Origin of the sequence: Streptomyces sp. NPDC101110, assembly GCF_044759525.1 — a bacterium.
Taxonomy (GTDB): Bacteria; Actinomycetota; Actinomycetes; order Streptomycetales; family Streptomycetaceae; genus Streptomyces.
On the sequence record NZ_JBIVZM010000014.1, the window covers coordinates 196,899 to 222,475 of the forward strand.

Annotated in this window: 24 protein-coding genes and 1 pseudogene; 7 read left to right on the top strand and 18 right to left on the bottom strand. The window is 70.2% G+C overall.

Translation table 11 applies throughout. The features are described 5' to 3' along the window. Positions 1–4 precede the first annotated feature (4 nt). Together ACIQU3_RS29455 and ACIQU3_RS29460 are read right to left on the bottom strand one after the other, a co-directional pair. The gene (locus tag ACIQU3_RS29455; RefSeq protein ID WP_403737505.1) at positions 5–463 is read right to left on the bottom strand and encodes an SRPBCC family protein; all 459 of its coding nucleotides are present in this window, start codon (positions 461–463) and stop codon (positions 5–7) included. Between the two features lie 153 nt (positions 464–616). After that, positions 617–2,125, bottom strand: coding sequence for a cryptochrome/photolyase family protein (locus ACIQU3_RS29460; protein ID WP_403737508.1), 1,509 nt, complete (start codon positions 2,123–2,125; stop codon positions 617–619). A 219-nt stretch (positions 2,126–2,344) separates the two neighbouring features. Between ACIQU3_RS29460 and ACIQU3_RS29465 the strand changes: the two genes are divergently transcribed. Then, positions 2,345–2,896, top strand: a complete 552-nt coding sequence (locus ACIQU3_RS29465; protein WP_403737910.1) for a SigE family RNA polymerase sigma factor — start codon at positions 2,345–2,347, stop codon at positions 2,894–2,896. After that, entirely contained in the window at positions 2,893–4,254 is a 1,362-nt protein-coding gene (locus ACIQU3_RS29470) for a PQQ-binding-like beta-propeller repeat protein (RefSeq protein ID WP_403737512.1), read from the top strand. The genes ACIQU3_RS29465 and ACIQU3_RS29470 overlap by 4 nt, the downstream gene beginning before the upstream one ends. Before the next feature lie 55 nt (positions 4,255–4,309). Here the strand turns inward: ACIQU3_RS29470 and ACIQU3_RS29475 are convergent, their stop codons facing one another. From ACIQU3_RS29475 to ACIQU3_RS29500, 6 genes are all read right to left on the bottom strand, one after another. After that, positions 4,310–4,819, bottom strand: coding sequence for a phospholipase (locus ACIQU3_RS29475; protein WP_403737515.1), 510 nt, complete (start codon positions 4,817–4,819; stop codon positions 4,310–4,312). Between the two features lie 381 nt (positions 4,820–5,200). Further along, the gene (locus ACIQU3_RS29480; protein WP_403737518.1) at positions 5,201–5,620 is read right to left on the bottom strand and encodes a hypothetical protein; all 420 of its coding nucleotides are present in this window, start codon (positions 5,618–5,620) and stop codon (positions 5,201–5,203) included. A 350-nt stretch (positions 5,621–5,970) separates the two neighbouring features. Next, positions 5,971–6,690 (bottom strand): ATP-binding cassette domain-containing protein, encoded by a 720-nt coding sequence (locus ACIQU3_RS29485; RefSeq protein WP_403928552.1) that lies wholly within the window; start codon positions 6,688–6,690, stop codon positions 5,971–5,973. Then, complete coding sequence (locus tag ACIQU3_RS29490; protein ID WP_403928555.1) at positions 6,687–7,334, bottom strand: hypothetical protein; 648 nt, start codon at positions 7,332–7,334, stop codon at positions 6,687–6,689. Before ACIQU3_RS29490 ends, ACIQU3_RS29485 begins: the two co-directional genes overlap by 4 nt. Further along, positions 7,331–8,617 carry a hypothetical protein gene (locus ACIQU3_RS29495; RefSeq protein WP_403928558.1) on the bottom strand — a complete coding sequence of 429 codons (1,287 nt, stop codon included), beginning with the start codon at positions 8,615–8,617 and terminating at the stop codon, positions 7,331–7,333. Before ACIQU3_RS29495 ends, ACIQU3_RS29490 begins: the two co-directional genes overlap by 4 nt. A 151-nt stretch (positions 8,618–8,768) precedes the next feature. Then, entirely contained in the window at positions 8,769–9,332 is a 564-nt protein-coding gene (locus ACIQU3_RS29500; protein WP_403928561.1) for a hypothetical protein, read from the bottom strand. Positions 9,333–9,631: 299 nt separating this feature from the next. On the opposite strand from ACIQU3_RS29500, the gene ACIQU3_RS29505 reads away from it, so the two are divergent. After that, positions 9,632–9,781 (top strand): hypothetical protein, encoded by a 150-nt coding sequence (locus ACIQU3_RS29505; RefSeq protein WP_403928564.1) that lies wholly within the window; start codon positions 9,632–9,634, stop codon positions 9,779–9,781. Between the two features lie 211 nt (positions 9,782–9,992). After that, entirely contained in the window at positions 9,993–10,196 is a 204-nt protein-coding gene (locus ACIQU3_RS29510) for a cold-shock protein (RefSeq protein ID WP_356650991.1), read from the top strand. Between the two features lie 231 nt (positions 10,197–10,427). On the opposite strand, the gene ACIQU3_RS29515 is transcribed toward ACIQU3_RS29510, so the two are convergent. The 7 genes and pseudogenes from ACIQU3_RS29515 to ACIQU3_RS29545 all read right to left on the bottom strand — a co-directional run bounded on the left by ACIQU3_RS29515 (position 10,428) and on the right by ACIQU3_RS29545 (position 18,589). Continuing rightward, complete coding sequence (locus ACIQU3_RS29515; RefSeq protein WP_403928567.1) at positions 10,428–12,740, bottom strand: FdhF/YdeP family oxidoreductase; 2,313 nt, start codon at positions 12,738–12,740, stop codon at positions 10,428–10,430. Between the two features lie 64 nt (positions 12,741–12,804). After that, positions 12,805–13,437 carry an SRPBCC family protein gene (locus tag ACIQU3_RS29520; protein WP_403737540.1) on the bottom strand — a complete coding sequence of 211 codons (633 nt, stop codon included), beginning with the start codon at positions 13,435–13,437 and terminating at the stop codon, positions 12,805–12,807. 244 nt (positions 13,438–13,681) lie between these two features. Next, the gene (locus tag ACIQU3_RS29525; protein WP_403928570.1) at positions 13,682–14,272 is read right to left on the bottom strand and encodes a DUF2079 domain-containing protein; all 591 of its coding nucleotides are present in this window, start codon (positions 14,270–14,272) and stop codon (positions 13,682–13,684) included. Positions 14,273–14,421: 149 nt separating this feature from the next. After that, a pseudogene (locus ACIQU3_RS29530) lies at positions 14,422–15,168 on the bottom strand (DUF2079 domain-containing protein); the annotation flags it as partial. 404 nt (positions 15,169–15,572) lie between these two features. Further along, the gene (locus ACIQU3_RS29535; protein ID WP_403928574.1) at positions 15,573–15,995 is read right to left on the bottom strand and encodes a sigma-70 family RNA polymerase sigma factor; all 423 of its coding nucleotides are present in this window, start codon (positions 15,993–15,995) and stop codon (positions 15,573–15,575) included. 432 nt (positions 15,996–16,427) lie between these two features. Further along, positions 16,428–17,750, bottom strand: a complete 1,323-nt coding sequence (locus tag ACIQU3_RS29540) for an aldehyde dehydrogenase family protein (RefSeq protein WP_403928577.1) — start codon at positions 17,748–17,750, stop codon at positions 16,428–16,430. Positions 17,751–18,091: 341 nt separating this feature from the next. Beyond that, positions 18,092–18,589 (bottom strand): peptidylprolyl isomerase, encoded by a 498-nt coding sequence (locus ACIQU3_RS29545; protein ID WP_366718447.1) that lies wholly within the window; start codon positions 18,587–18,589, stop codon positions 18,092–18,094. A gap of 185 nt (positions 18,590–18,774) precedes the next feature. On the opposite strand from ACIQU3_RS29545, the gene ACIQU3_RS29550 reads away from it, so the two are divergent. Together ACIQU3_RS29550 and ACIQU3_RS29555 are read left to right on the top strand one after the other, a co-directional pair. Beyond that, entirely contained in the window at positions 18,775–19,749 is a 975-nt protein-coding gene (locus tag ACIQU3_RS29550; RefSeq protein WP_403928579.1) for a GNAT family N-acetyltransferase, read from the top strand. 113 nt (positions 19,750–19,862) lie between these two features. Next, entirely contained in the window at positions 19,863–20,150 is a 288-nt protein-coding gene (locus ACIQU3_RS29555) for a hypothetical protein (RefSeq protein WP_403737571.1), read from the top strand. Between the two features lie 208 nt (positions 20,151–20,358). Here the strand turns inward: ACIQU3_RS29555 and ACIQU3_RS29560 are convergent, their stop codons facing one another. Together ACIQU3_RS29560 and ACIQU3_RS29565 are read right to left on the bottom strand one after the other, a co-directional pair. Continuing rightward, entirely contained in the window at positions 20,359–20,544 is a 186-nt protein-coding gene (locus tag ACIQU3_RS29560) for a zinc ribbon domain-containing protein (RefSeq protein ID WP_403737576.1), read from the bottom strand. Between the two features lie 351 nt (positions 20,545–20,895). Then, positions 20,896–22,038, bottom strand: a complete 1,143-nt coding sequence (locus tag ACIQU3_RS29565) for a PP2C family protein-serine/threonine phosphatase (RefSeq protein WP_403928582.1) — start codon at positions 22,036–22,038, stop codon at positions 20,896–20,898. Positions 22,039–22,236: 198 nt separating this feature from the next. On the opposite strand from ACIQU3_RS29565, the gene ACIQU3_RS29570 reads away from it, so the two are divergent. Beyond that, positions 22,237–24,906, top strand: a complete 2,670-nt coding sequence (locus tag ACIQU3_RS29570) for a SpoIIE family protein phosphatase (protein ID WP_403928585.1) — start codon at positions 22,237–22,239, stop codon at positions 24,904–24,906. Positions 24,907–25,078: 172 nt separating this feature from the next. On the opposite strand, the gene ACIQU3_RS29575 is transcribed toward ACIQU3_RS29570, so the two are convergent. Beyond that, complete coding sequence (locus ACIQU3_RS29575) at positions 25,079–25,543, bottom strand: hypothetical protein (protein WP_403737586.1); 465 nt, start codon at positions 25,541–25,543, stop codon at positions 25,079–25,081. Positions 25,544–25,577 lie beyond the last annotated feature (34 nt).

Sequence of the window (25,577 nt, forward strand, 5' to 3'; positions counted from 1 at the left end):
AAGGTCAACGCGGCGGGATCGCCGCCTCGGCCGCTGCCTTGATCCTGGCCCCGAAGGCGGGAGCATCCTTGCGGGCGGCCGTGAGGGCCAGGCCGACGAGCAGCCTGCCGAGCCCGTGACCCTCCAGGACGTTGTGGAGGCGGACCCGCGTCCTGCCGTCGGCCAGCGCTTCCAGGTCGTAGCCGCCTTCAGCCACCGACACGCTGTTCTTCGACACCTCGGTCCACCGGATCCGCGTCGGGGCCTCGAGTTCGGTGATCCGGAACTCCCGCGCCGTCTTCACCCCGGCGTCCTTGACCGTGCTGCGGAACACCGTCCCCACGGCGGTCGGCGTCTCGGGAACCCGGTCGATCCTCTGCACGCGGGGACTGAACTGCGGATCGTTGCGCCCGTCGGCGAGGTAGTCGAACACCGTCTCGACGGGCCGGTCGATCTCGGTGGTCGCCTCGAACTGTCCTGACATGCGAGCTCCTCGGTCACTGGGTCCGCGCGGTCGTGAAGGGCCGTCAGTGTGTCCTGCCGTGTCGGCATCGAGACCATACGGGAGCGCCCGGCGTCCCGCGAGGCGACCGGCACGTCGTCCCAGGGGCACCGGGCTGCGACACGACGCCGACGGTCACGGCGCCTCGTCCGCTCGGCGCCGCTCCTCGCGCAGCACGTCGCCCAGGTCGCCGAGCCGGTCCAGACCCTGCACCGGGCGCCGCATGCGAGGGTTGCCGGACAGCCTGTCACGGTGCCGGTGGAGAAAGGCCCAGTAGCCGGAGGTGAACGGGCAGGCGTGCGGACCGGTGCGGTCGGCCGGCCGGTGGGAACAGCCCCCGCACAGGTCGCTCATGCGGTGGATGTAGGCGCCCCCGGAGGTGTACGGCTTGGTGGTCATCCGGCCGCCGTCCGCGTACTGGGACATGCCGATCACGTTCGGCACCATCACCCAGTCGTACCCGTCGACGAAACAGCGGTGGAACCAGTCGGTGACGGCCGCCGGGTCCCAGCCGCGCTGCAGGGCGTGACTGCCCAGCACCATCAGGCGGGGGATGTGGTGCGTCCATCCGGTGTCACGCACCTGGGCCAGCGCGCCGGCCAGGCAGCGCGCGGTGACCGCGTCCGCGTCGAGTTCGCTGAAGTAGGCAGGCAGCTCCCGTGTGTGCCCGAGCGCGTTGCGGTGCCGGTAGTCCTCACCGAAATGCCAGTACAGCTGCCAGACGTACTCCCGCCACCCCGCGACCTGCCGGACGAAACCCTCGGCGCTGTTCACCGGGACACCGCCCTCCCGCCATGCCCGCTCGGCATGCTCCACACACTCGGCGGGGTCCAGCAGCCCCAGGTTCATCGAGGACGACAGCAGACTGTGCGCCATCACCGGATCACCGGCCAGCATCGCGTCCTCGTACGGCCCGAAGGAGGACAGCCGGTGCGCCACGAAACGGCGCAGCGCCGACAGGGCCTCGCGCCGGGTGGCCGGGAAGCCGCGGGGGCCGTCCCGGCCGACGAACCGCACCCCGTCCTCGCGCTCCCACCGGTCGAGGTCCTCGCGCACCCCGGCGTCGATGTCGTCCTCCCTCGGCCGGTACGGCCCCGGCACGTCCAGGGTGCGGGCGCCGCGCGGCGGAGGCTCACGGTTGGCGTGGTCGTGGTTGAACCGGCCCCCGGCCGGGCGGCCGGCGTCCATCAGCAGGTCGTGCCGCTCACGCACCCAGTGGTAAAAGCTCTCCTGGAGCAGCCGCCGCCCGCCGAGCCCTGCGGCCCAGCCGGCGAACTCCTCGTGCGTGACCAGGAAGCCGCGGGCGGGCAGCACCCGCACCTGAGGCATCGAACGCACCAGCCGCAGCGCCGCGTACGACGTGGGGTGGCACACCGTCACCGGTGCGTCGCCCACCGCGCGGCGCAGACCCTCGCGATAGGTCTCCGCCCGCACGTACGTCACCCGCTCGCCCAGCTCCGCCGCGCGGTGCCGCATCGCCGACAGCACCAGATGGGCCTTGGCGCGGTGAAAGCGCCTGCGCCGGAAGACCGACTTCGCCTCGATCATCACCACGGGTGCTCCGCGGCTGGGACCTTGTTCACGGGCGGGGGTCAGGAAATGCGGGCCCAGCTGATCACCGAAGAGCCAGTGCGGAGCGGGCATGGCAGTCCTTCCGTCGGGGGCGCACGCGTATGGACGGTGCAGAATTCGCCCACCGGAGCGGTGCCGGATGCGGTCGACCGCAGAGCGTCCCCCGTTCGGGTGCCGGTGCTCGGCGGCACCGCGCCCATGCGAACTCACAATGCGAACACACATTTTCGACGAAGAGGGATAGCCGGGGGCGGTCCACCACGTCGTGATGGTTCGAGAAGGGGAGGGTCGATGGAGGCCTCGAGTCATGACGAGTTCCGGGAGTTCGTGGAGATGCGCTCCACCGCGCTGCTGCGGCTCGCGGTGCTGCTCACCGGCGGGGACCGGCACGCCGCGGAGGACCTGCTGCAGATCGCACTGATGAAGGCCTACGGGCGCTGGTCGCGCATCGAGCAGCACGAGGCCTACGTCCGGCAGGTGATGTACCGCCAGCAGGTGAACCGCTGGCGGTTGCGAAGACACCACGCGGAGACGACGGTGCCCGTACTGCCGGATGCCGCGGGGGACACCGCGGCCGGACCGGACTCCGACCTGCGCATCGCTCTGTGGGCGGCGCTCGGCCGTCTGTCGAACAGGCAGCGGGCCGTGGTCGTGCTGCGCTACTTCGAGGACCTGCCCGAGGCCGAGGTCGCGGCACTGCTGGGATGCCCGGTCGGCACGGTCCGCAGCACGGCCCACCGGTCACTCGCCAAGCTACGGCAGCTCGTACCGGAACTCGGCCCCGAACGGCCCGCGGAACGGATCCAGTCGCTCGGCTACACGCCCAAGGAGGTTCAGCGATGACGACGGAACGCGTGGAGGAGAAGGTCCGGGACACGCTGCACGCGGTCGCCCTGGACCGGGTGCGGGCGCCCGGGGACCTGGTGGAGAAGGTGGTGCGGCGCCGCAGCAGGCGGCGCTTTTCACAGGCCTCGGGGACGGCTGTCGCGGTTGCCGCGATCAGTGTGGGCGCGGTGTTCGGCTTCGGCGACGGCGGATCGGCACGCCATGAACGCCCCGTCCGCCCGGCGGCGTCACCGGCGACCCCGCCGGAGGGCTGGAAACCGTGGCGGAGCAGCGATGCCGGCGCCGGCGAGCGTGGATGCCTGGTGGACGGTTCCGCGCTGTACTGCAGCGGGTCCGAGTACGACGTCGCGAAGTTCGACGCCAAGACGGGCAAGCGGTTGTGGGGCGTCGAGGTCAATCGTGAAGGTGACGGCATCGACCACCCGTTCGCCGTGCGCGACGGGGTGGTGTACGCCTACCGCAATCACACGGCCCGGAACCTGCCGGACGGGGACTACTTCGGCGGCACCGACCTGATGGCGGTGAACGCCGGCACGGGCAAGGTGCTGTGGACGGTGCAGATGCCGCAGGACGACCGCACGGACCAGGCCGCCATGCCCATCGACGGCGCGGTGCTGGCGAACACGCCTACGGTGCGCACCATGTCGGCCCTCGACCCGCTGACCGGCAAGGAGAAGTGGCGCCACACCTGGGACAAGGGCATCGTGTGTCAGCGCGCCGTGCTGAGCGGCGTGCCCTACCTCCTGTGCGCGCAGGACGTCGAGAAGCCGGACGGCACCGATGTCCTCCGTCTCGATCCCGCCACCGGAAGCGCCACGAAGGTCACGACCCTTCCCGGCATGCAGCAGCTCATCGGAACCTCCAGGGACCGGATGGTCCTGATCGCAGCGCGGGACGACGGCCGGAGAAACCTGCAGCTGACCACCGTCAACGGCTCGGGGGAGCACGCCTCACACCCCTACCGGATCAAGGGGACCCTGGCCGGCTCCGATGTCGTCGGTGACCGTTTGATCACCGTCTCCCGGCAGGGCGAGGCCTCGGCCCACTCGCTGACCACGGGCAGGACCTTGTGGGCCCGACCGGTGGGCGTCAAGATGCCCGGCGAGGACACGATGCAGGGCCTCGCCTCACCGGTGGTGTCGACGCGGCAGCAAGTCGTGTACTTCCTCGACCCGACCGGAGACCTGTCCGGACTCGACCTGTACACGGGGGCACAGGTCTGGCGCGGCCACGTCGACACCGGCCAGACGAGGCCCGGATACGGGGGCTCGCCCCAACTCCTGCTCTACGGGGACGCGCTCATCGCCCGGAACGGCAGCACCATGGTGTCCCTGCTGCCGCGCACCGGTAACTGACAGCAAGGCCCCGGCCCGGGGAGGCACCTCCCCGGGCCGGGGCCCGTCGCCGCCGTCAGGAGCGGGCGGGCTGCACTCCGGCCGGAACCTTCGCCGCGCCTCCGTCGACTGACGGCACGCCGAAGACTCTGACCGCTTGGTAGTACGTCCATGCCGTGCTGTTGCAGGCGGTCCGGCCGGCGCCGGAGTACGCGCCGCAGACGCGCTTGAGATCCTCGTAGAACGCCGAGTCGAGACGGTCCTTGTTGGCGGAGAACGTACCCGCCGCCTCGTAGTTCCGATAGCCGAAGTCGTGGCGGGCGCAGGCGTTCTGGAAGGGGAAGCCGAACGGGTTGTCGGGCGAGGTGGTGCAGTAGTCCGTCGACCAGTCGAAGCCGTACGAGGCCCATGCGCCCTGGTTCTGGCGGGCGGCGGCCCATGCGTTGTAGCTGGAAGCACTGGTTTGCGTCCAGGAGCTGAGCACCTGGGGCTTGTCCGCCGGAGCCGCCGAAGCGGACGCGGCGGGAACCAGGACGAGGGGGAGTGACGCTATGGCACCTGCGAGGAAGAGAGAGGCGCGACGCATCCGGGTGTCCTCCATACACATCGATGTGCTCGCCGTGGATCTCACGGGCGGATCAAAACGTGGCTCCACCCCGCGGCAGGGACAGCCGAGAACGGGGCAGGCCGAATGGCGGATCGACGCCGGAGAGCACCGGGCGGATGCGCGGCCTCTGCCGGTCGTCCTCCAAGACGTCGTTCGGGTGGGGAACCGGCGGTAGGCCGGCAGGGGCTGCGGCGATGCCGACGAAGCCCAGGGAGGGGGTGCTCGGCCTTGCGTGCACACTGGTGGGGCAGGCGTCGGCATCCTGCCGGCCAGGACACCGCCCTCTTACCGGACCGAACGGGCAACTTCAGCCTCGGGCAGAGGAATCGGCGCCGATCCACCCACGTGTGTCAGCCGTGGTCAGGCGTCGAACAGGCCCAACGACACGTTCTTCACGCCCGTGATGCCCTGCGGGCCCCCGGACCAGTCCGACGGGTCGTAATCGAAGGTCTCGTAGGCGCCGCCCGCATGACCGCAGGCCACGGGCGCGAAACTCCACTTGTCTCCGGCGGCGGTCTGCCAGGTCATGTACCAGGCCACACACTCCCCGTCCACCCAACCGCCCGGCTTCAGGTCCTCCACCCATCCGGTCACGTGCGCCCGGCCGTTCTCGATGCAGATGCTGATCTCGCCACGGCCGAAGGCCTTCGTCGCGCTGTCGGTGACGCAGGCGGGCGCGGCAGTGCCGGCGGACGCGGCAGAGGCCGTCGGCGCCACCGCGAGGCACGCCGTCGCCGCCGAGAGCGCCGCTAACGCCTTCACACGAGTCGATCGCTTCATGGTCGCTTTCCTTCCTGACAGTCCGGGACAAGAGTCGAGTCATGCACACACGGGCGGTTATCAGGAACCGTTCCGAATGAGCAGCGCTTCACAGCGCTGAAGGAGTAAACATCCTCAACGGACACAGCCCATGCCGTCCGACCGCCTTCGTGGTCACCGGCATCAACCGGGCGGAGCCAGCGCAGCGTAGCCCGCGGCCGGATTGCCGACCAACCACTGTTCAACTGCTTCCCTCGGGCTCCTGGCCACCGCTGTACAGCCACACCGGAGGTGCCGCCGACCCAGAGCGCCGGAAGGATCCGGAGGGACCGGCAGCACACCGACTGAATCGACGTATCGGGCTCCGTTTCTCAACGAGCCCGGTTGACAGGCGTGTTGCCTGTGACGACCCGGCTGTAGCCGCCCGCCTCCTGGAGTGCCTGTGTGGATCCGAGGAACACCGCGCGGGACGAGGAGAGGACGAGTGCGCTGTCGCAGCAGGCGTGTACGTCCTCCATGAGATGCGTGGCCAGGACCACGGTCGTGCTGGTGCTCAACTGCCGCAGCAGGGCGTGGAACCGGTCCCGCTCGGCCGGGTCGAGGCCGGTCGTCGGTTCGTCGAGCAGCAGCAACCGGGGCTCGTTCACCAGGGCTTGCGCGATCCCCACCCGGCGTCGCATTCCGCCGGAGAGGGCGCGGTACTTGGTGTCCATGCGTGAGGACAGGCCGACCTGGTCCACGGCGCGTTCCACCGCGTCGAGGGCACCCCGGTTCGGCATGTCCTTCAGCCAGGCGGCGTAGCTGACGCACTCCCGTACCGTGAAGCCCCGGAACATCCCGAACGTCTGCGGCAGGTAGCCGAGTCGGCGGCGGATCTCCAGGCGTTCGGCGGGACGCCGCGGATCGCGCCCGAGCAGCTTCAGCTCGCCTTCCGCCGCTGCCGCCGCCGTCGCCAGGACGCGCAGCAAGGAGCTCTTGCCGGCTCCGTTGGGGCCGAGCAGGGCGTGGACACCGTGTCCCAGCTCCAGATCGAGACTGTCCACGGCGGTGGTGCGGCGGTGTCGAACGGTCAGCCGGGTGGCGCTGATCACCAGGACCTCAGATCGTTGAAGGAGTGCCGGCGAAGAACGAGCAGGGCACCCAGCACACCGGACGCGACCCCCCACACGAACTGGGAACCGCCGTCCAGCAGGTTCTTGAGCACGTTGAGCAGGACCGCATGGTAGGAGCTGACCTTGCCGTCCTGGCGCATGGACAGGCGGGCGAGGGCGGCGATCACCAGCAGCCACGTACCACTGGTCGAGACCGCGCCGAGCGTGCACCCGATGTACGAGCCCAGGACCAGTGTGACGAGCGTCAGCGCCAGGCTTGGCACCAGCCAGGCTGCCGCCCACGGCGACACTCCGACACCCGCCAGCGCAGCGACCAGGAGCAGGGGGCAGCACACACCGAGAACGACACCCGTGCGCAGCATCAGCAGGCGCAGCCCACCGGCCGGGGTGCTGCGGATCACGGGTGCGAAAGGATCGGCTCTGCCCCCGTAGCTGACCGCTACCCAGAGGAGAGGCAGCAGCGGTGCGAACAGCAGCAGGAAGGGGAGGGAGTCCTCCTCGCCGGCTGCCGCGGCGAGCCAGGCGGCCGCGGAGCAGACCCCGGAGACGGCGAGCAGCCACGGCCAGCGCAGTCCGGGCACGGCTCGCAGCCACGGCGGTGGCTGGGGGAGGGGCATCATCACGGCTTCTCTCCGTCGGGGCCGGGAATGCGGGGTGGGCGGCTGCCGTGTGCGACTGCTGCTATGTACCGGCCGATCCATGGCGCACGCTCCGGCGCGGGCAGGCGGGCCGGCCCACCGGTGCCCGAAAGGGCCGTGGAATCGTGGGAGTTCGTCTCCTGTGTGAGCCACCCGTACACCGCGCGGGCCTGAGCCGACGTGGAAGCCCCGGTGAGACAATCGGCGAGGTTCTGCATGCTGATGGTCTCGTGAGCGGAGATGCCGACCGTCCATGCGTTCTCGACTCCGTCTCTGTCCTGGCATGTGTGCCCACTGTCCTCGGTCAGGAGGTAGTGCGTAGGGCCGGCTCCTTCCAACCGCCGGGACAGGCGTTCGGCGAGGCGTGCCAGAGGTTGTCGTCGTGACTCGTAGGCGGACGAGACACAGACCGCGGGATGGTGCCCGCTGCAGCGCAGTTCCCTGGAGTTGACCACCGATCCGGAGGCCGGGCCCTGCGGCCACGGGGTCAGGAGGGTGAGGGCCGCGCTCAGGACGACGGCCAGGGCACCCGATGTCTTCCAGCGACGGGCGCACAGCAGGACGGCGATCGCCGCCACTCCCGCGAGCACAGCGGCTTTGCACCAGGGCAGCCAGACGGCCGGTCGGGGCGGCGCTCCCAGCTCGACGCCTCCCGGGACCGTGTCCCCGCCATACGTGAACCGCAGATCGGTCAGGGGGCCCAACAGCGGCTCGCTCCAGGGCGAGGCGGACAGCGCCACGGCGGCCGCGGCCAGGGGCACCGACACTCCTTGCAGCGGCACTGTCCGCCCTACCAGATACGCCATGCAGGAGAACGCCGTGAGCATCATCGCGTCGATCGCCATCATGTCGAGCGGCGGCCGGCCCACGGGCTCCCGCGGGTAGGGCCACGTCACCATGACGGTCATGGCCACCACATAGCCGGTGAGTGGCCACACGATTCCCGAGGCCAGCCCGATCAACTGGTAGGTCACTCCGCCGCGGGCCGATGTCGTCGCGCCCCAGCCTGCGTCATCGCGTGCCTCCGCCCCGCCCTGCCACCCGGCGAGCAGCACCGCACATCCCACTCCGACGGTACGCGCCGCCAGTCCGCACATCTCACCGATCCAGACCCAGCCGGTGTCCCCCCATCTGCCCCGCGCGTACAGCTTGTCCCAGGCCACCGCCACGAGCGCACCGGCCAGCAGGAGCGCGACCAACGGGCCCGCCTGGCGCCGCAGGTTCGCCCGGAGCACGATGACGAACGGCGTCCGCCGCATCAGGACCATGCCCATAGGAAGACGTGCGCCGGCCTACGGTTCCCGATGCCGCGGGGTGCGAAGGGGCGGCGGAGGGCGCATGGGGCGCACGCGTGTCGGTGGACCGCACCCCGGTCGTGCGCAGCGCGGTCCTCCATGGGCCGTGCGGGGCGGCGGGCCGCTAGCGTTCGGGCGGGGCGTCGGCGGTGGGCTGACCGCCGGCCTCGGACGGGGAGCCGGAGGTACGGGAACCGGTGCCGCCCGGCTTCGGCGGGGCCCAGTCCGGCTTGGCCGTCGCCTCGGCCGGATCGGGCTCGTCGAGCGTGAGTCGCCAGGAGCCGTCCTCGCCGATGCGGGCCTCGATCTCCTTGATCCGGCCGCCCTTGGTGAAGTACAGGACCACGACCTGCCGTACGGAACCCTCGTCGTAGAAGTCCGCCGTCACGTCCTCCCTGGCGGCGGCGCCGAAGGCCTTCACCCAGTTGCGGGCCGTGGCGTCGGCGCGCTTGTCGTCGACCGCGAGCGCGGCCAGCCCGTCCGTGTCGCCGTCCGCCAGTCGCCACACGGCCTTCTGCACCGTCTCGAGACTTCCCGTGGAGGGGTAACCGACGACCCGCAGCGGCCGGTGATTGCCGTAGTCCGTCTGATACGTCAGTGACTTGTCGTCCGACGTGCAGCCCGTCAGAAGTCCGCCCGCGACGACGGCGGCCAGTGCCGAACGGGTGAGCCCTGTCCTCCCGGCCATGGTCAAGGCCTTCCCTTCGGACGGAGGGTGGCCACCGCCCGATGCAGCGGGGCTCGCCGCGCTACCGCAGGAGGGCAGCCGTGAGACAGGTCCCGCTGGAGCTGCCGTGCGTCGGCAGGACGTCTGAGCGCCGAAGTGTCCCGTTCCCCCGGAACGGTCGGTGATATGTGCATGGTGTGCATTCGACCCTTGGTCAGATGGTCAGTGAGTGATGCAGAAGCCGCAAAGCTAATGCCTGTCTGGTGTGCACACCTCACCGACGGGTTGCTTTGCCCCACATTGATCAGGCAGGACGCACGGTGGGCTTCCTCACGGAGAAGCGGGGGAACCTCACCGCGTACCGCGAAGCACGACCCGCCCACCCGGAGGGCGTCGCCCCCGAGTCGGCCGTCCAGCGGGCGCTGGAGCGGGCGGAGGCGGCGCAGGACTGCCGCTGTCGTGCTGTGTGAAGGCGAGCCGGGAACGTTCCCGCACCGCCGTGATCGTCCTGTTGACCGGCACTGTGCCGACCCGCGCCGTGCGGCACACCCCCACGTTTGGCGGAAAGGTCGGATGATCGGCGGCTGAGGGGGTAGAACGGTATGCGGTGTCTTCCACGTTCCGGACGGCACCTCTCATGGACCAGCCGGGACCTCTCGGCGATATCGAAGGACAAGCAGCATGGCCAGCGGCACCGTTAAGTGGTTCAACGCCGAAAAGGGCTTCGGATTCATCGCCCAGGACGGCGGAGGCCCGGACGTCTTCGCCCACTACTCCAACATCACCGGCAACGGCTACCGGGAACTGATCGAGGGCGAACCGGTCACCTTCGACGTGACGCAGGGGCAGAAGGGCCCCCAGGCCGAGAACATCGTGCGCGGCTGACGAGGGACCATGCGTACCGCCCTCGGCTGAGCCGCTGTCCACGGCGGCCGTACCAGTGGGGGCGGAGCAGCTCGGTAGCCCTCTGGGCTGATGAGCCGGAGGCGTAGATCCACGACCTGTGTCTCCGCTACGCGAACGAGGGGCCCGGCTGCTGCCGGGCCCCTCGTCATGGATGGAGCGGCGCCGGCCGGCGAGACGCCGCTCGGCGCCCCACCCGGATCGTGCCGTCGGTCACGCGGTCGCCTGCCGTGCTCCGTCCAGGGCGGGTTCGAGGCGTACGACGATTCCCTTGGACGTGGGCTGGTTGCTGATGTCGGCGACGCTGTCCAGCGGCACCAGGACGTTCGTCTCCGGGTAGTAGGCGGCGGCCGACCCCTTGGCGGCCGGGTAGGACACGATCTCGAAGTTCTCGGCCCGGCGCTCGGAGCCGTCCGCCCACACGCTCACCAGGTCCACGTGATCGCCTTGCGCGAGCCCGAGTTCGCTCAGGTCGGCCGGATTGACGAGCACGACGTGGCGGCTGCCGTGGATGCCGCGATAGCGGTCGTTGTTGCTGTAGGGGACGGTGTTCCACTGGTCGTGCGAGCGCAGCGTCTGCAGCAGCAGATGACCCTCCGGCGCCTGCGGGACCACGCGCTCGTTGCAGGTGAACAGGGCCTGGCCGACCTTGTTGTTGAACACGCCCTCGTTGACCGGGTTGGGCAGTTGGAAGCCCCCGGGGCGGGTCACCCGGGCGTTGAAGTCGTGGAAGCCCGGCACGACGCGGGAGATGCGGTCGCGGATGGTGCCGTAGTCACCCTCGAACGTGGTCCAGGGGATGTCCGTCCTGCCGTCCAGGGTGCGGCGGGCGAGCCGGCACAGGATGGCGACTTCGCTGAGCAGCAGACGGGAAGCCGGTTCGAGTCGGCCCTGGGAGGTGTGCACCTCGCTCATGGAGTTCTCGACGGTGACGAACTGCTCCCCGTCGGCCTGGACGTCACGCTCGGTGCGGCCCAGGGTCGGCAGGATCAGCGCGGTGTCGCCGCAGACGGTGTGCGAGCGGTTCAGCTTGGTGGAGATGTGGGCGGTCAGCCGGCACGAGCGCAGTGCCTCCTCGGTGACCTCGCTGTCGGGAGCGGCGCGGACGAAGTTGCCCGCGAGGGCGAGGAAGACCTTGACGCGGCCCTCGCGCATCGCCTTGATCGAGTTCACCGAGTCCAGGCCGTGCGGGCGCGGCGGGTCGAAACCGAACTCCTTTTGCAGGGCGTCGAGGAAGGTGTCAGGCATCTGCTCCCAGATGCCCATGGTGCGGTCGCCCTGGACGTTGCTGTGGCCGCGCACCGGGCAGGCGCCGGTGCCGGCGCGCCCCAGATTGCCGCGCAGCATCAGGAAGTTGACGATCTCCCGGACGGTGGGCACACCGTGTTTGTGCTGGGTGATGCCCATCGCCCAGCAGACGATGACGCGTTCGCTGTTGAGGACCTCGTCGCGGACCTTCTCGATCTCCTCGCGGGTCAGTCCGGTCGCCGTGCGCACATCCTCCCAGTCCAGGGTGCGGGCATGCTGGGCGAACTTTTCGAAGCCGGTCGTGTGGGCGTCGATGAAGTCGTGGTCCAGGACGGTGCCGGGCCGGGCGTCCTCGGCCTCCAGCAGGAGGCGGTTGAGGGCCTGGAACAGGGCGAGGTCGCCGCCGGGCTTGATGTGCAGGAAGCGGTCGGCGATCTGCGTGCCGCGCCCGACGACCCCGCTCGGCTTCTGAGGGTTCTTGAAACGCCGCAGCCCGGCCTCCGGCAGCGGATTGACCGCCACGATCCGGCCGCCGCCCCGCTTGGCCTCCTCCAGCGCGGAGAGCTGACGGGGGTGGTTGCTACCCGGGTTCTGCCCGACCAGGAAGATGAGGTCGGCGTGGTGAAGGTCCTTGAGGCCGACGGTCCCCTTGCCGGTGCCCAGGGTCTCGCTCAGGGCGAAGCCGCTGGACTCGTGGCACATGTTGCTGCAGTCGGGCAGATTGTTGGTGCCGAAGGCGCGGGCGAAGAGCTGCAGGACGAAGGCGGCTTCGTTGCTGGCACGCCCGGACGTGTAGAAGACGGCCTCGTCGGGGGAGGCCAGTGCCGTCAGTTCCTGCGCGAGGACGCCCAGGGCGTCGTCCCAGCCGATGGGCTCGTAGTGCTCGGAGCCGGGCCGCTTGATCATCGGCTCGGTGAGCCGGCCCTGCTGGTTGAGCCACATGTCGGAGCGTCCGGCAAGGTCAAAGACGCTGTGCTCACGGAAGAAGTCGGCCGTGATCCGGCGTGTGGTGGCCTCGTCGTTGATGTGCTTGGCGCCGTTCTCGCAGTACTCGTTGCGATGGCGCCGGCCCGGGGCCGGGTCCGCCCACGCGCAGCCGGGGCAGTCGATACCACCCACCTGGTTCATGGCCAGCAGGTCCACCCCGGTCTTGCGCGGGGAGGTCTGCTCCAGGGAGTACTCCAGCGCGTGCACGACGGCGGGGACTCCGGCCGCCCACTTCTTCGGCGGGGTCACGGAGAGGGTGGTCTCCGGCTCCTCGCCGGGCGGGTTCTGCATCGATTCGCCTTTCTCTTGCCGTGTCCGTCGGCCGGTCACCTCTCCTGCCCTCTCCGGCGGCCGGTCATCCGACGGGCCACTGGGCCACGCGGCTCCTGGGCGGTTCGGGGTGATCGTGCTGCACTCGGCCGTTGCGGATGGTGCCGCGCCAGGCCCCGCCCTCCTGCCCCAGTCCCTCGATGAACATCTTGAAGTTCACCAGTTCGCCGTGCACCAGCCGGGCGGTCGATCGGGTGGCCAGCCGGACGGCCGTGGACGAGCGGGTGAGCATCCTCGCCGCTCCCCGCGGCTCCAGAAGCATCCGGACCGTGATCGCGGTGCCGCCGGACTCCGTCGGAGTGAACTCGACGTCGCCCTGGTGGGAGGGGTGCTGCTCAAGACCGCGCCAGGCCAGGTAGGCGTCGGGGTCCTGTTCCAGGATCTCGACCGGGAAGCGGCGACGCAGGGGCCCGTAACCGAGGGTCCAGACGGTCACGGTGGGCCTGACCTGCTCGACGCCGTGCACAACGGTCGAGAAGCGTGGGAAGGCCTTGAACTGCGTCCACTGGTTGTACGCCGTCCGTACCGGCACGGCGACCTCTACCGTCTCCTCGACGTGCCGCTCCCGCAAGGGACGGCGGCGCGTGCCGCCGTCGCCGTCAGCGCGCATTCCCCGTGTCTTCGGCACGGCCTGCCGGCTGTCTTCTTCGTGCGCCATCGTGGTCTCTTCTCGGTGAAGGGGCCGGCACCCGGGCATCCGGCCCGCCTCGTACGCCAGGGCTGCTCTACCGGTTCCCACATCGGCCACTTCGAGTCACCCCGATGTCTCCGGGCCCGGGCTGCCCGTCTGCGAGAGGGGCGTAGCCGTCACGAGCGCTGCCGCCCGCCGCCCTGGGCGCGCACCCGGCCGACCTCCGCGGCCACCCGCGCGCCGCCCTCGGGCGCCGCATCCCCACATGCCGTCACACGGATGTGCGCCGAAGGACCCAGAAGCCGGACATGGCGGAGGCGACCGTGTAGCGGGCGTCGGGATGGAGCTTCTTCGCATAGGCGAGCACAGCCTCGTGGTCGCGGCCGGGATCATGGAGGGCGATGAAGTCGGGCACGATGCCGCGGGTGTTGCCGACCCAGAACAGGCGGCAACGGTCCGCGAGATGGGCACTGGGGACGATGTCGGCCTCCACGCTGGCGCCGTCCGGGACGACGGCCAGGGCTCGGTCACCGGCTGCGGCGTGTGCGCCGGTGCGGTAGGTGCCGGGTTCGGTGAGGGTGGCGAACGGCAGGGAGGTGCCCAGCGCGAGGGCGGCGGCCGCTGCGGCAGCCGGCAGATGGTGGGCGTAGGCGCGGACGGCGGGGCGGCGGGCCGCGCGCAGACGGGGCAAGGCGTCGGTGAGGGCGAGTGCGGCGACGGGCATGAGGACGGCGCTGTAGTGCCAGTCCGTGCTCCAGTAGTGCTCGTCGTTGGAGAACATCCGCCAGGCCAGCGTGGGCAATGCGGCAAAGAGCAGAGGCGAGCGCAGGGCGGCCAGACCGGTGTGGGCACCAGCGTCCACAACAGCGTGCGCAGTTTCTCGTCGGCCCCGTGGAGGAGGGTTTCGCTCAGGGTCCCCGAGCCAGTGCCTATTTTGTTCCAATAGTCGTAGCCCTGCGGATTGACGGCAGGGATGACGATGGTCATGACAACCAGGCAGAAGAGGACCCCGGCGCAGGCTGTCGCGACCGCCGGCAGCACATGGCGCGGACCGGCGCGGCGGCAGCGCCAGGCGACCACCGCGGCGAGGGCGGCACAGGTCAGCCCGAGGTCTTCCTTGACGAGGACGAGCGGCAGCGCCCACAGCAGGGCGGCACGCCAGCGCTCCGTCACGGTCGCGGCGAGGGAGGCAGCAATGAGGGGAACGGCGAAGGCGATCTCATGGAAGTCGAAGTCCGCTGCCTTCTGCAGACCCCAGGACATGCCGTAGGCGGCGCCGATCAACAGACCGGTGCGCCTGCCGAGCAACCGGCCGGCAGCGCCGGTGACGGGGTGCACGGACCAGCCCAGCAGGACCGACTGTGCGATCAGCAGCGTGACCGGGCTCGGCCACAGCCGGTAGAGCGGTGCGAGCAGCGCAAGGACGGGACTGAAATGGTCGCCGAGGATGTCGAAGCCCGGTCCCTTCAGGTCCGACTCGGGCGTTCGCACGTGAGCATAGGAGTCGACGACCTGCACGAAGATTCCCAGGTCCCAGGACATCGTCTCGTAGCGCGCCCACCTCGACACCGACAGGACCGTGTACAGCACGGCGAAGACGGCAGCGAGCGCGGCGCCGTCGGCGCGCCCGGACCGGCGCCGCAAGCCTCTCGGCGCAGACTCGGGGCACGCCGGGGTCTGCGGAGACGTGGGGGAGGCGGGCTCGGCCGAAGCAGTGCCGGTGGCGGTGTGATGAGTGCGCAGGTCCGCTGTTGTCATGGGGTGATCCCGGGGTCGACGATCGAGGGAAACTGGGACGAGGGGGGCGCCGTCGTCGGCGGGGGAGAGAGATGACGAGGAGGGGCGGTCGGAGGAACGGGCGCAGGAGTCTGGGCGGAGACGGCGGCGGCGACCGCACCGGCGGTGACGATCACCGCGGTGGCGGCCCACAAGGCCAGTCGGCGACGGCGCCGCGCTGCCCCCAGAGCCCCGATGCGGACGCCGTCCGGCGGCAGCGCGGCTCCGGCGGCAGCGTTCGCGGCTGAGTCGAAAAGCCTGCGCAACTGCGCGTCGGGCCCGGATTCGGCGGGGAATTCGAGCGAGCGGTCAGACATCGTGTACGCCTTCCTCGGCGTCGTGCAGCAGTCCGGCCATCGCGGCCCGGCCTCTGGAGAGGTGCGTCTTCACGGTGCGGCGCTGAGTCCGGCCGCCGCGGCGATCTGCTCGACCGTCATGTCACAGAGGTAGAACATGACCATGGCAAGGCGCTGCCGCCGAGGGAGCCGACCCAGTGCCTGGGCCAGCGCCATGCTCTGCTCGTCCGGCCCGGCCACTTCGGTGGGCCGGCCGGCGCTCTCACGCCGCCATGCCTCCCGGCCCCGGCGTGTGCGGCGGAACCGGCTGACGGCGAGCCGGAAGGCGACGGTCCGCACCCATGCCTCGGGCGCGCCGTCCATGGCGATGGAGCGCCTGCGCTGCCAGCAGCGGACGAACGCGTCCTGGACGACGTCCTCCGCTTCCGGCAGGTCCCCCGTCAGCAGATACACCTGTCCGACCAGGCGTTTGCCGCAGGACACGTAGAACTCCGCATACTCCTCGTCGGTCAACGGCTGATCTCCTCGAGCTGTGCTGTCACCTTCCGTACGCACAGCAAGGCGGGGCCGGTTGACATCACTGCCGAACAATGACCGTGTGTGTCCGGGGAGACGCGCGCGGTCGCTGCCGCGCACGGCTGGGGTCGGGCCGGAGAGAGGAAGGGCGTGCACTTCGAACCCCCGGCCCGGCATGGGGAATCCGGCACCTCGAGCCCGGACGGGCGCTTGCGGCCTGAGCTCTCACCGGGGCGTCGCCCCCGGTCGGCTCGGCGCACACGGTGGGCGGGCGGCGGCGATCTTCCACTGGACGCGCGTGTTGCGGATGACACGACTCAGCCCACCACCTGCATGTCGCGGAGACCCTCGACCACGGCCGCATTCGGTCGGGAGTCGCACGACAAGGAGATGGTGGGCTGAGGCCGCGTGGGATTCCGGCCGCGGGTGTCAGTGCAGCGGCTTGTTCAGGACCGCCTTGCGGTGGCTGAAGGTCTCGATGGAGTAGCGGCCGTGGTAGTTGCCCATGCCGCTTTCCCCCACCCCGCCGAACGGGAGGTCGGAGACGGTGAGATGAGCGAGCGGCAGGCCGTGCCCCAGACCGCCCGAGGAGGTCTCCTCGGCGAACCGGCGCCGCGTCTCGTCGGACTCGGTGAAGACGTACAGGGCGAGCGGCTTGTCCCGGTCGTTGATGAAGCCGATCGCCTCGTCGAGGCCGGGGACGGTGACGATCGGGAGGATGGGGCCGAAGATCTCCTCGCGCATGACGGGCGCGTCAGGGGCGACGTCCGCCAGGACGGTGGGCGCGATGTACTTCGCCGTACGGTCGCCCGTGCCGCCCACCACGGTGCGGCCGGAGTCGAGCAGGCCGGTGAGCCGGTCGAAGTGCCGTTCGTTGACGATCCGACCGTACTCGCCGGACGCGGCCGGGTCGCTGCCGTACAGCGCCTTCACGGCGTTCGCGAGCAGCGGCTCCAGAGCTGCCGCGGTCTCAGGATCGGCCAGGACGTAGTCGGGGGCGACGCAGGTCTGTCCGGCGTTGAGGAACTTGCCGCGGGTCAACCGGTCCGCGACGACGGTCAGGTCGGTGTCGCGGTCGACGAACGCCGGTGACTTGCCGCCCAGTTCGAGGGTGACCGGGGTGAGGTGCTCGGCGGCCGCACGCAGCACGATCCGGCCCACTGCGCCGTTGCCGGTGTAGAAGATGTGGTCGAAGCGTTCTGCGAGCAGGGCCGTGGTCTCGGGAACCCCGCCCTCCACCACGGCGACCGCGTCGGTGTCGAGATACGCCGGCAGCAGCCGGGCTAGGATCGCGGAGGTGGCGGGGGCCAGTTCGCTCGGCTTCGCGACCACCGCGTTGCCGGCGGCCAGGGCGCCGACCACGGGGGCCAGCAGGAGCTGCGCCGGGTAGTTCCAGGGCGCGATGACGAGGACCACGCCCAACGGGTCGTACTGCGTCCAGACCGTCACGTCGGTGCCGAGGTGGGCCGGGCTCGGGGCGGGCTCGGGTCGCAGCCAGTCGGCGAGGTGATCGAGGGTGTGGTCGATCTCGCGGACGGTGAAGTCGATCTCGGTGCGAAAGGCTTCCGTGGCGCTCTTGCCCAGGTCGGCGTGGAGGGCCGCGGCCAGGTCCGTGCCGTTCTCGGTGAGCATGTCACGCAGCCGGCGCAGCTGGGCCACGCGCCATTCGGCGGGCTTGGTCCGGCCGGTGCGGAAGGTGGCGCGCAGGCGGGCGACGACGTCGGCGGGCTGCTCAGGGGCGGCGTGCTTCACGGGTACCTCACAGGCTCAGAGTCAGATGTATATACCAACCATCTGCCCGCTCATCCGCATTCCATCGTTCCCGCACCGCATCCGTGCCGTGTGTCACAGCGGGGCGTAGCCTCCGGCCGCTGTTCGGCGCGGGAACCCGGGGCGGCTGAACTCGGCCTGACAACCGGTGACCGTCGGCTCTACGCCGCTACATGCTGTACACGGAGCCGGTGGTCGACGAGTTCCGCCCCTGCTGCCCGTGCGGCGCCGGTTGGTGGGGGCGGGTGCCGGGAACCGCATTGCTCCCGACACCTCGAAAGACCCCCGCAGCACCACAGCGGATGCCGCCTCTGCCGTTGAGGTCAGAGAGCGCCGCAGTCGGCGATGGTGATGGTGGCCGAGGTGCGGCCCGACCGGGAGCCGTAGCTCTCGATCTTCCGCACGACCTCCATGCTGCTCTCGTCGGCGACCTCACCGAACACGACGTGCTTGCCGTCGAGCCACGACGTCACGATCGTGGTGATGAAGAACTGCGAGCCGTTCGTGTTCGGGCCGGCGTTGGCCATGGAGAGCTGGCCCGGCTTGGTGTGCTTGAGCGTGAAGTTCTCGTCGGCGAACTTCTCGCCGTAGATGCTCTTGCCGCCCGTGCCGTCGCCACGGGTGAAGTCGCCGCCCTGGAGCATGAACTCCGGGATGACGCGGTGGAAGGACGAGCCCTTGTAGCCGAAGCCCTTCTCGCCGGTCGCCAGCGCGCGGAAGTTCTCCACGGTCTTGGGGGCGACGTCGTCGAACAGGTCCAGGTTGATCCGGCCGGCGGGGACGTCGTCGATGGTGATGTCAAAAAATACCTTGATAGTCATGTCCCCATCTTGACACTTGGCGCTCTCCGATTCGGCCCGGGTACCCCTGGGCCGGCGCCGTGCTGACGGAGCAGGTGGTGGGGGAGAGGCCTCACTTTTCTGTACTGAGGCACCGCCGACCCCGTCGCTTCGCCCGTGCCGCACGACTGTGGTGCGATGGAACCGGGGGCGGAAGGAGAGCGATCATGCCCGCAGCGAAGCGAACGAGTGCCGCCGCCCCTGTGTCGGTCCGCCCGCTGACCGAGCCGGATCTGGATCGTGCGGACGAGATCTTCAGGATCGCCTTCGGGACGTTCCTCGGGGCCCCTGAGCCGGAGACGTTCTTCGGGACCGTCGACTACGTCCGCACCCGCTGGGCGGCAGACCCGCACGCCGCCTTCGCGGCGACCCTCGAGGGTGAGGTCGTCGGGTCGAACTTCGCCGCCCACTGGGGCAGCGTCGGGTTCTTCGGCCCGCTGACCATACGGCCGGACCTGTGGGACCAAGGCATCGGCAGGCGCCTCATGGAACCGGTCCTGGCCTGCTTCGACACCTGGGAGAACCGCCATCTCGGCCTGTTCACGTTCTCGCACAGCCCCAAGCACCTCGAGCTCTACCGCCGGTACGGTTTCTGGCCCCGATTCCTCACAGCCATCATGAAGAAGCAGGTCTCCGCACGTGCGGCAGTCCCCGGCCGAGTGCTCTACGGCGAGCTGACCGTTGCTGAACGGTCCGAGGCGCTGGGCCTCAGTCGCGCACTGACGGAGGCTGTCTACGAGGGCCTGAGCCTGGAGCGCGAGATCATGGCGACACAGACGCAGGGCCTCGGTGACACCGTCCTCCTCGAGGGCGCCGACTCCCGCCTCGACGGTCTGGCCGTCTGCCACTGCGGAGCGGGGTCGGAGGCCGGTGCGGACGTGTGCTTCGTCAAGTTCGGCGCCGTACGCCCTGGCCGGGACGCCGCGGACCGGTTCGAACGACTGCTGGACGCATGCGAGCAGTTGGCCGCCGAGAAGCAACTGGGGCAACTGGACGCCGGAACGAACCTGGCCCGCCAGGACGCCTACCGGCGCATGGTGGACCGGGGCTTCCGCACCCAGCTGCAAGGCGTGACCATGCACAAGCCCAACGAACCCGGCTACAGCCACCCGGACGCCTATGTGATCGACGACTGGCGCTGAGGGAGACCACGTTGAACGACGGCGCGCTGTGAGTCACAAGCACCTCCAGCGCGGGATCGAGGGCTTGCCCACTTCTTCCGTCGCCCGTGCGGCCCGCATGAGATCATCCGTGCATGAGCAGCGACCTGGAAGTGAGTGCTCTGGCGATCAACGTCACGATCCCGCAGGCGCTCCGCTGGACGGACACCCGACGTGGTGAAGAGTTCCAACTGACCACACTGAACATCCGGCTTCTCCCGGACGGTCACCTCGCCGCGAAAGCCTATGGCCGACCGGTCGGCGGTGGTCGGGGCGCATATGTCTCGTTCCCGGTGCCCGACGAACCAGAACTGGCGGCTCTGGTGGTCGACGCGGCCGGCCGTGCGGGGGCGTTGTGGGCCGCCCATCGCGGTCTCGGCTGAGACGGGTTCGACTCGAAGGGGCACACGGCGGCAGGTCGGGGCCTCGCCCTCGCGGCGGGGCTCGGTCCGGTAGCTCCTCTTGCGGGACGGGATACGCAACTGGCGGACACGGAGCGGGAGTTCACCGGTCCGCACCTGGCGATGACGCGTCTGCCGACTGAACGGGTGGAGAGCCGCCCGGAGCCGTTGCCCCGGGCGGCTCACCTGTTCAATCGCGCGCGGACCGCCCCTCGAAGTCCCGCCGTACCGCCGCACCTTCGTCTTCGACCAGCCCGCCCCCAGAGGGGAAGTCCAGAACCGCGCCGCAGTGGCTGCACAGCTTCCCGTCTTCGGCCGGCGTGCCGCACGCCTTGCAGAACCGATTGCCCTTCTCGTTCTCGTTCCCCTGCGTCATGACTCTCCGAGAGCAGCTTGGAAGTGTTGGGTCGGGAAGCGGGGTACCCATGGCGCGTGAGTCGATTCCGTGGCCGGTCGGCCGGCCGAGCCTCGGCGGCCCAGCATTCCCAAGCGGTGACCCGGTGACCCGGCCACCCGGTGACCCGGTGACCCGGCCACTCGGCCGCACGGGGCACCGCGCGAGAAGCGTCCCAGTTCGCGACCGCGTCACTCACCAGGACCCGGCTGCCGACCCGAGGCCGCGCCCCCGTCGGTCCAGCCCCGTCGGTCCAGCCGAACGGTTCCGCCTCGTCGGTCCAGCCCCCGGTTCCGCCCCGTCGGTCCAGCCCCGCCGGGCCGCCCCGCAGGTTCAGCCCCCGACCACTCCGCCCCCCGTGCCCACGGCTCCCCGATCCTGTGCGGTGCTGCGCCTCAGCGCGAGAGCCGCGATGTCGTCGTCGAGCCGTCCGCCGCTGTGCCGGAGCAGATCCCGGTGGAGCTGGTCCAGCAGCTCTCGGGGATGCTCGGGGTCCTGTCGCCCCATCCAGTCCGGCAGCGGGAAGAACCGGCCCGTGGGGTCCCGGGTCTCCGATACGCCGTCCGTGTAGAGCAGCAGCTGCTCACCCGGGGCGAAGGCGACGACGTCGACCCAGTAGCGGTCACCGATGAGGCCCGCGAGGTTGAGGGGCGGGGAGGGGACGGAGGGCTCCAGGACCCGGACCTTCCCGCAGTGGGCGATCAGCGGCGGGGGATGCCCGCAGTTGAGAAGGCGTATCCGGCCGCCGCCGTGCGGGATCTCGGCCAGGAGAGCAGTGGCGAAGTGCTCGGGCTGGTCCTGGACGGGAAACGCGGCGCTGTGGCGCGTGACGGTGGTCTCGAGGCGGTGGACGATCCCTTGCAGGTCGGCCTCGTCGTAGGCGGCCTCCCGGAAGCAGCTGATCACCGCCGACGCCGCCCCGACGGCGGACAGGCCCTTGCCCCGCACGTCGCCGATGAGCAGCCTGACCCCGTACGGCGTACCGATCGCCTCGTAGAAGTCGCCGCCGATCCGGGCCTGCTCTTGGGCTGCCAGATACAGCGACTCGATCTCGACGCCCCCGATGTGGCGCGGCAGTGGCCGAAGCAGCACTTTCTGCGCCGCGTCCGCCACGAGCCGGACCTGGAAGAGCATCTCCTCCCGCTGAAGCCGGACGTGACTGCCGTATGCGGCCGCCAGGGTGACCGCGATGATCGCACCCGAGGTGTACGGGGTCCCCAGATCGGTGTGGAAGAGGCTGAGGACGAGCATGAGTGCGAGACAGAACGCCCCCAGCAGCATCGTGGGGAGGACGGGCCACATCGCGGCCGCAAGGGCGGGCGCGGCGGGCAGGAGGCGGCTGAAGGCGATCTCCCTGGGGGTGGAGAATGCCAGGGCGGCGATGAGAACGGTGACGACGAGTGGCGACAGCCGGGCAGCTTCCCATCGGCCGCTGTAGGCGAGGCGATGGCGCCACGACCGCGCAGACGTGATCACAAAAGCATCTTATCGGTCTAATTGGACACGGGGCGGGGATGGGACGTGCGCGCACGAGAATGTGCTGCATGTGGCCGGATTCCGAGGGGCGAGACCCCCGTGGAGTACGGTCGTGCGGCCGCGCGGACCCCCGAGGCAGACCGAACGAGGGTCGGGCGCGCCCTGGCCACTTGGGATCACTGATGTTAGAAAGGTCGCATGGCGAGTCCTTTCGCCCGTTTTCGACACCTGTCGGTCAAGCGTCTGATCAGCAAGAGCACGCGGACTGTAGCCGGGCAGGTGTTGGTTTTCCAGGTGGCTCTGGTCGTGCTGCTCGTGGCCTGCGGCGTCTTCGCTCTCATCCTGCAGTCGGAGCGGGACAGCAGCGCCGAGGCCAGGCGCCGCTCCACGGCCGTGGCGCAGACCTTCGCGCACTCCCCGGGAGTCCTGGCGGCGCTGCAGACCCCGGACCCCAGCAAGGTCCTCCAGCCGCTCACCGAGGCGGCACGCCGGGCAGCCGACGTCGACTTCATCGTGGTCATGAGCACCACGGGCATCCGCTACACACATCCCTTGCCGGACCGCATCGGAAAACAGTTCGTGGGCGAGATCGGGCCGTCGCTGGAAGGCAAGGTCTACGTGGAGAGCGTCGACGGCCCACTCGGTCGCGAGGTGCAGTCCACGGTCCCGATCAAGAACGCCGACGACCAAGTGGTGGCTCTGGTATCCGCCGGGATGAAGGTCAAGAACGTCGAAAGCCAGTTGAACAGGCAACTGCCGATCATCCTGGGCGCGGGGGCCGGAGCCCTCGCGCTGTCGGGGGGCGTGACGGTACTGGTGGGCAGGCGGCTGCGCCGCCAGACACACAGCCTCGCCCCGGACGAGATGGCCCTGATGTACGAGCACCACGACACAGTGCTCCACTCCGTCAGGGAAGGAGTGCTCATCGTGGACGCCGACGGGCGGCTGATGCTGGCGAACGACGAGGCCAGGCGGCTGCTGGAGCTGCCCCCGGACATCGAGGGGCGGCTCGTCTCAGACCTGCCCGGCCTCGACCCCGAGACGAAGGAGCTGCTCGCCTCCGGGCGCGAGGCGACCGACGAGGTGCATCTCGCGGGAGAGCGGCTGATCGCGGTCAACCAGCGGCCCACCGGCCGCGAGGGAGGCCCCAGGGAGACGGTGGTGACACTCCGCGACTCCACCGAGCTGCAGGCGGTGACAGGCAGGGCGGAGGTGGCACGGGAGCGGCTCCGGCTGCTGTACGACGCCGGACTCCACATCGGCACCAGTCTGGACGTGCTGCGCACCGCCGACGAGCTGGCGCGGGTCCCCATCCCCCGCTTCGCGGACTTCGTCACCGTGGACCTGGCCGACGCCGTCCTGCACGGTGAGGAGCCGGCCCCCACCGCACCGGCCATGCGACGTGCGGCCGTGTCCGGCATCGTGGACGACCATCCGCTCACCGAGCAGGGCCGGCTCTTCAACTATGTTCCCTCCACGCCGCAGGCGCGCGGCTACGGCAGCGGCCGTTCCCAGCTGGTGAGAGATCTGCCGACCGCCACGGGCTGGCGCCTTCAGGACCCGGAGCGGGCCAAAGCGGTCATCGACTACGGCATCCGCTCCCTCATCACCGCGCCCATCCAGGCGAGGGGTGTCGTGCTGGGCATGGCCACTTTCTGGCGCACGCAGCAGCACGAATGCTTCAACGAGGAGGATGTCTCGCTGGCGGAGGAGTTGGTGGCCCGTGCCGCGATCAGCATCGACAACGCCCGCCGCTACACCCGCGAGCACGCCCTGGCGGTCACCCTCCAGCGCAGCCTGCTGCCGCAGGCCGTGCCCGAGCAGAGCGCCCTCGACATCGCCTACCGCTACCTCCCCGCCCAGTCGGGCGTCGGCGGGGACTGGTTCGACGTGATTCCCATGCCGGGCAGCCGGGTGGCACTGGCCGTCGGCGACGTGGTCGGCCACGGTCTCCACGCCGCCGCCACGATGGGACGTCTGCGTACGGCGGTGCACAACTTCTCCGCCCTCGATCTGCCCCCCGACGAGCTGCTGAGCCATCTGGACGACCTGGTCGGAAGCATCGACCAGAGCGAGACGGCGGAGAGCGCGGCCGGTGTCGTGGGCGCCACCTGCCTGTACGGGATCTACGACCCCGTGACGCGCCGCTACGTGATGGCGCGAGCGGGGCATCTGGCGCCCGCGCTGGTACACCCCGACGGAACCGTCACCTTCCCGGACGTGCCCGCCGGTCCACCGCTGGGCCTCGGCGGTATGCCGTTCCAGACCGCGGAGCTGTGCCTCGCCGAGGGCACCCAGCTCGTCCTGTACACCGACGGCCTCATCGAGGACCGCAGGCGCGACCTGGACGTGGGGATGGAGCTGCTGCGCGAGGCACTCACCGGCAACCCCGGCCGGCCACCCGAACAGACCTGCCAGGACGTGCTGGAGAGCGTGCTTCCCGGCCGTCCCAAGGACGACGTCGCCCTGCTCGTCGCCCGGACGCGGCAACTGCCGTCCGACCGGGTCGCCGACTGGGACGTACCACCGGACCCCGCCGCCGTATCGGGCATGCGGGACGCCGTGTCCCGGAAACTCGAGGAATGGGACCTGTCGGAGATCGGCTTCACCATGGAACTCATCCTGAGCGAGCTGATCACCAACGCCATCCGCTACGGTTCCGGGCCGATCCACGTGCGGCTGATCCGCGACCGCACGCTGGTCTGTGAGGTGGCCGACGGCAGCAGCACCTCACCGCACCTGCGCTACGCCGCGACGACGGACGAGGGCGGCCGGGGCCTGTTCCTGGTGTCGCAGATGGCTGAGCGCTGGGGCACCCGGTACACCCCACAGGGCAAGGTGATCTGGGCGGAGCAGGCCCTGCCCTAGTTCCGGTGCGGGGATGCCGCGTCAATGCGCGCCCCTCTGCCTGCTGCGCATGATGTGCGGGTGCGGGTGCGGGTGCGGGTGCGGGTGCGGGTGCGGGTGCGTGGAGCACCGGAGGGCCTCTGGAACACCGGAGGGGCCCTCCAGAGGCCCTCCGGTTATTGTGTGTGGCCGGTCAGCAACTGTCCGTCCAGCTGTGGGATGCGATGTTGTCGTTCACCGACTCGCCGTAGCCGTCCCACCAGGGCCAGCCGTGGCTGAAGGTCTCCCATCCGAGCGTCAGGTCCAGCCACATGTCCCCTCGGCCGAGGCAGGCGTACGCAGCACTCTGGTCCTCGCCGTAGTACAGATTGACGTCGTCGTAGCTGCCGGCGTAGCCCCGGTTCTCCACCGAGGAGGCGAGGTTGCGCAGCGGCGGGCACCCCGGGCCCGGATAGTCCCAGTTGCGGTTGGCTCCGCTCCAGGCGCAGTGGCCGCCTTCTCGATAGGGGTGCTCCCAGGCATGGAGCTTGCCGTCGGGCGCTGCCGCGGCCATCGAGCGGGGTTCCGCCGGTTTCGGCTCGGCGGCCTGAGCCGTGGGAGCGGTGAGCGCGACGGCCACCAGGGCTACCGCGCCGGCGAGTGAAGCGAGCTTGCTCATGTCTTGTTCCTTTCGTTGTCCGTCCTCGGGTTGA

What these genes read in the sequence shown, in the direction of transcription:
- ACIQU3_RS29455 (WP_403737505.1), bottom strand. Translation starts at nt 463, where the DNA reads ATGTCAGGACAGTTCGAGGCGACCACCGAGATCGACCGGCCCGTCGAG.
- ACIQU3_RS29460 (WP_403737508.1), bottom strand. Translation starts at nt 2,125, where the DNA reads ATGCCCGCTCCGCACTGGCTCTTCGGTGATCAGCTGGGCCCGCATTTC.
- ACIQU3_RS29465 (WP_403737910.1), top strand. Translation starts at nt 2,345, where the DNA reads ATGGAGGCCTCGAGTCATGACGAGTTCCGGGAGTTCGTGGAGATGCGC.
- ACIQU3_RS29470 (WP_403737512.1), top strand. Translation starts at nt 2,893, where the DNA reads ATGACGACGGAACGCGTGGAGGAGAAGGTCCGGGACACGCTGCACGCG.
- ACIQU3_RS29475 (WP_403737515.1), bottom strand. Translation starts at nt 4,819, where the DNA reads ATGCGTCGCGCCTCTCTCTTCCTCGCAGGTGCCATAGCGTCACTCCCC.
- ACIQU3_RS29480 (WP_403737518.1), bottom strand. Translation starts at nt 5,620, where the DNA reads ATGAAGCGATCGACTCGTGTGAAGGCGTTAGCGGCGCTCTCGGCGGCG.
- ACIQU3_RS29495 (WP_403928558.1), bottom strand. Translation starts at nt 8,617, where the DNA reads ATGGTCCTGATGCGGCGGACGCCGTTCGTCATCGTGCTCCGGGCGAAC.
- ACIQU3_RS29500 (WP_403928561.1), bottom strand. Translation starts at nt 9,332, where the DNA reads ATGGCCGGGAGGACAGGGCTCACCCGTTCGGCACTGGCCGCCGTCGTC.
- ACIQU3_RS29510 (WP_356650991.1), top strand. Translation starts at nt 9,993, where the DNA reads ATGGCCAGCGGCACCGTTAAGTGGTTCAACGCCGAAAAGGGCTTCGGA.
- ACIQU3_RS29515 (WP_403928567.1), bottom strand. Translation starts at nt 12,740, where the DNA reads ATGCAGAACCCGCCCGGCGAGGAGCCGGAGACCACCCTCTCCGTGACC.
- ACIQU3_RS29520 (WP_403737540.1), bottom strand. Translation starts at nt 13,437, where the DNA reads ATGGCGCACGAAGAAGACAGCCGGCAGGCCGTGCCGAAGACACGGGGA.
- ACIQU3_RS29545 (WP_366718447.1), bottom strand. Translation starts at nt 18,589, where the DNA reads ATGACTATCAAGGTATTTTTTGACATCACCATCGACGACGTCCCCGCC.
- ACIQU3_RS29550 (WP_403928579.1), top strand. Translation starts at nt 18,775, where the DNA reads ATGCCCGCAGCGAAGCGAACGAGTGCCGCCGCCCCTGTGTCGGTCCGC.
- ACIQU3_RS29555 (WP_403737571.1), top strand. Translation starts at nt 19,863, where the DNA reads ATGAGCAGCGACCTGGAAGTGAGTGCTCTGGCGATCAACGTCACGATC.
- ACIQU3_RS29560 (WP_403737576.1), bottom strand. Translation starts at nt 20,544, where the DNA reads ATGACGCAGGGGAACGAGAACGAGAAGGGCAATCGGTTCTGCAAGGCG.
- ACIQU3_RS29570 (WP_403928585.1), top strand. Translation starts at nt 22,237, where the DNA reads ATGGCGAGTCCTTTCGCCCGTTTTCGACACCTGTCGGTCAAGCGTCTG.
- ACIQU3_RS29575 (WP_403737586.1), bottom strand. Translation starts at nt 25,543, where the DNA reads ATGAGCAAGCTCGCTTCACTCGCCGGCGCGGTAGCCCTGGTGGCCGTC.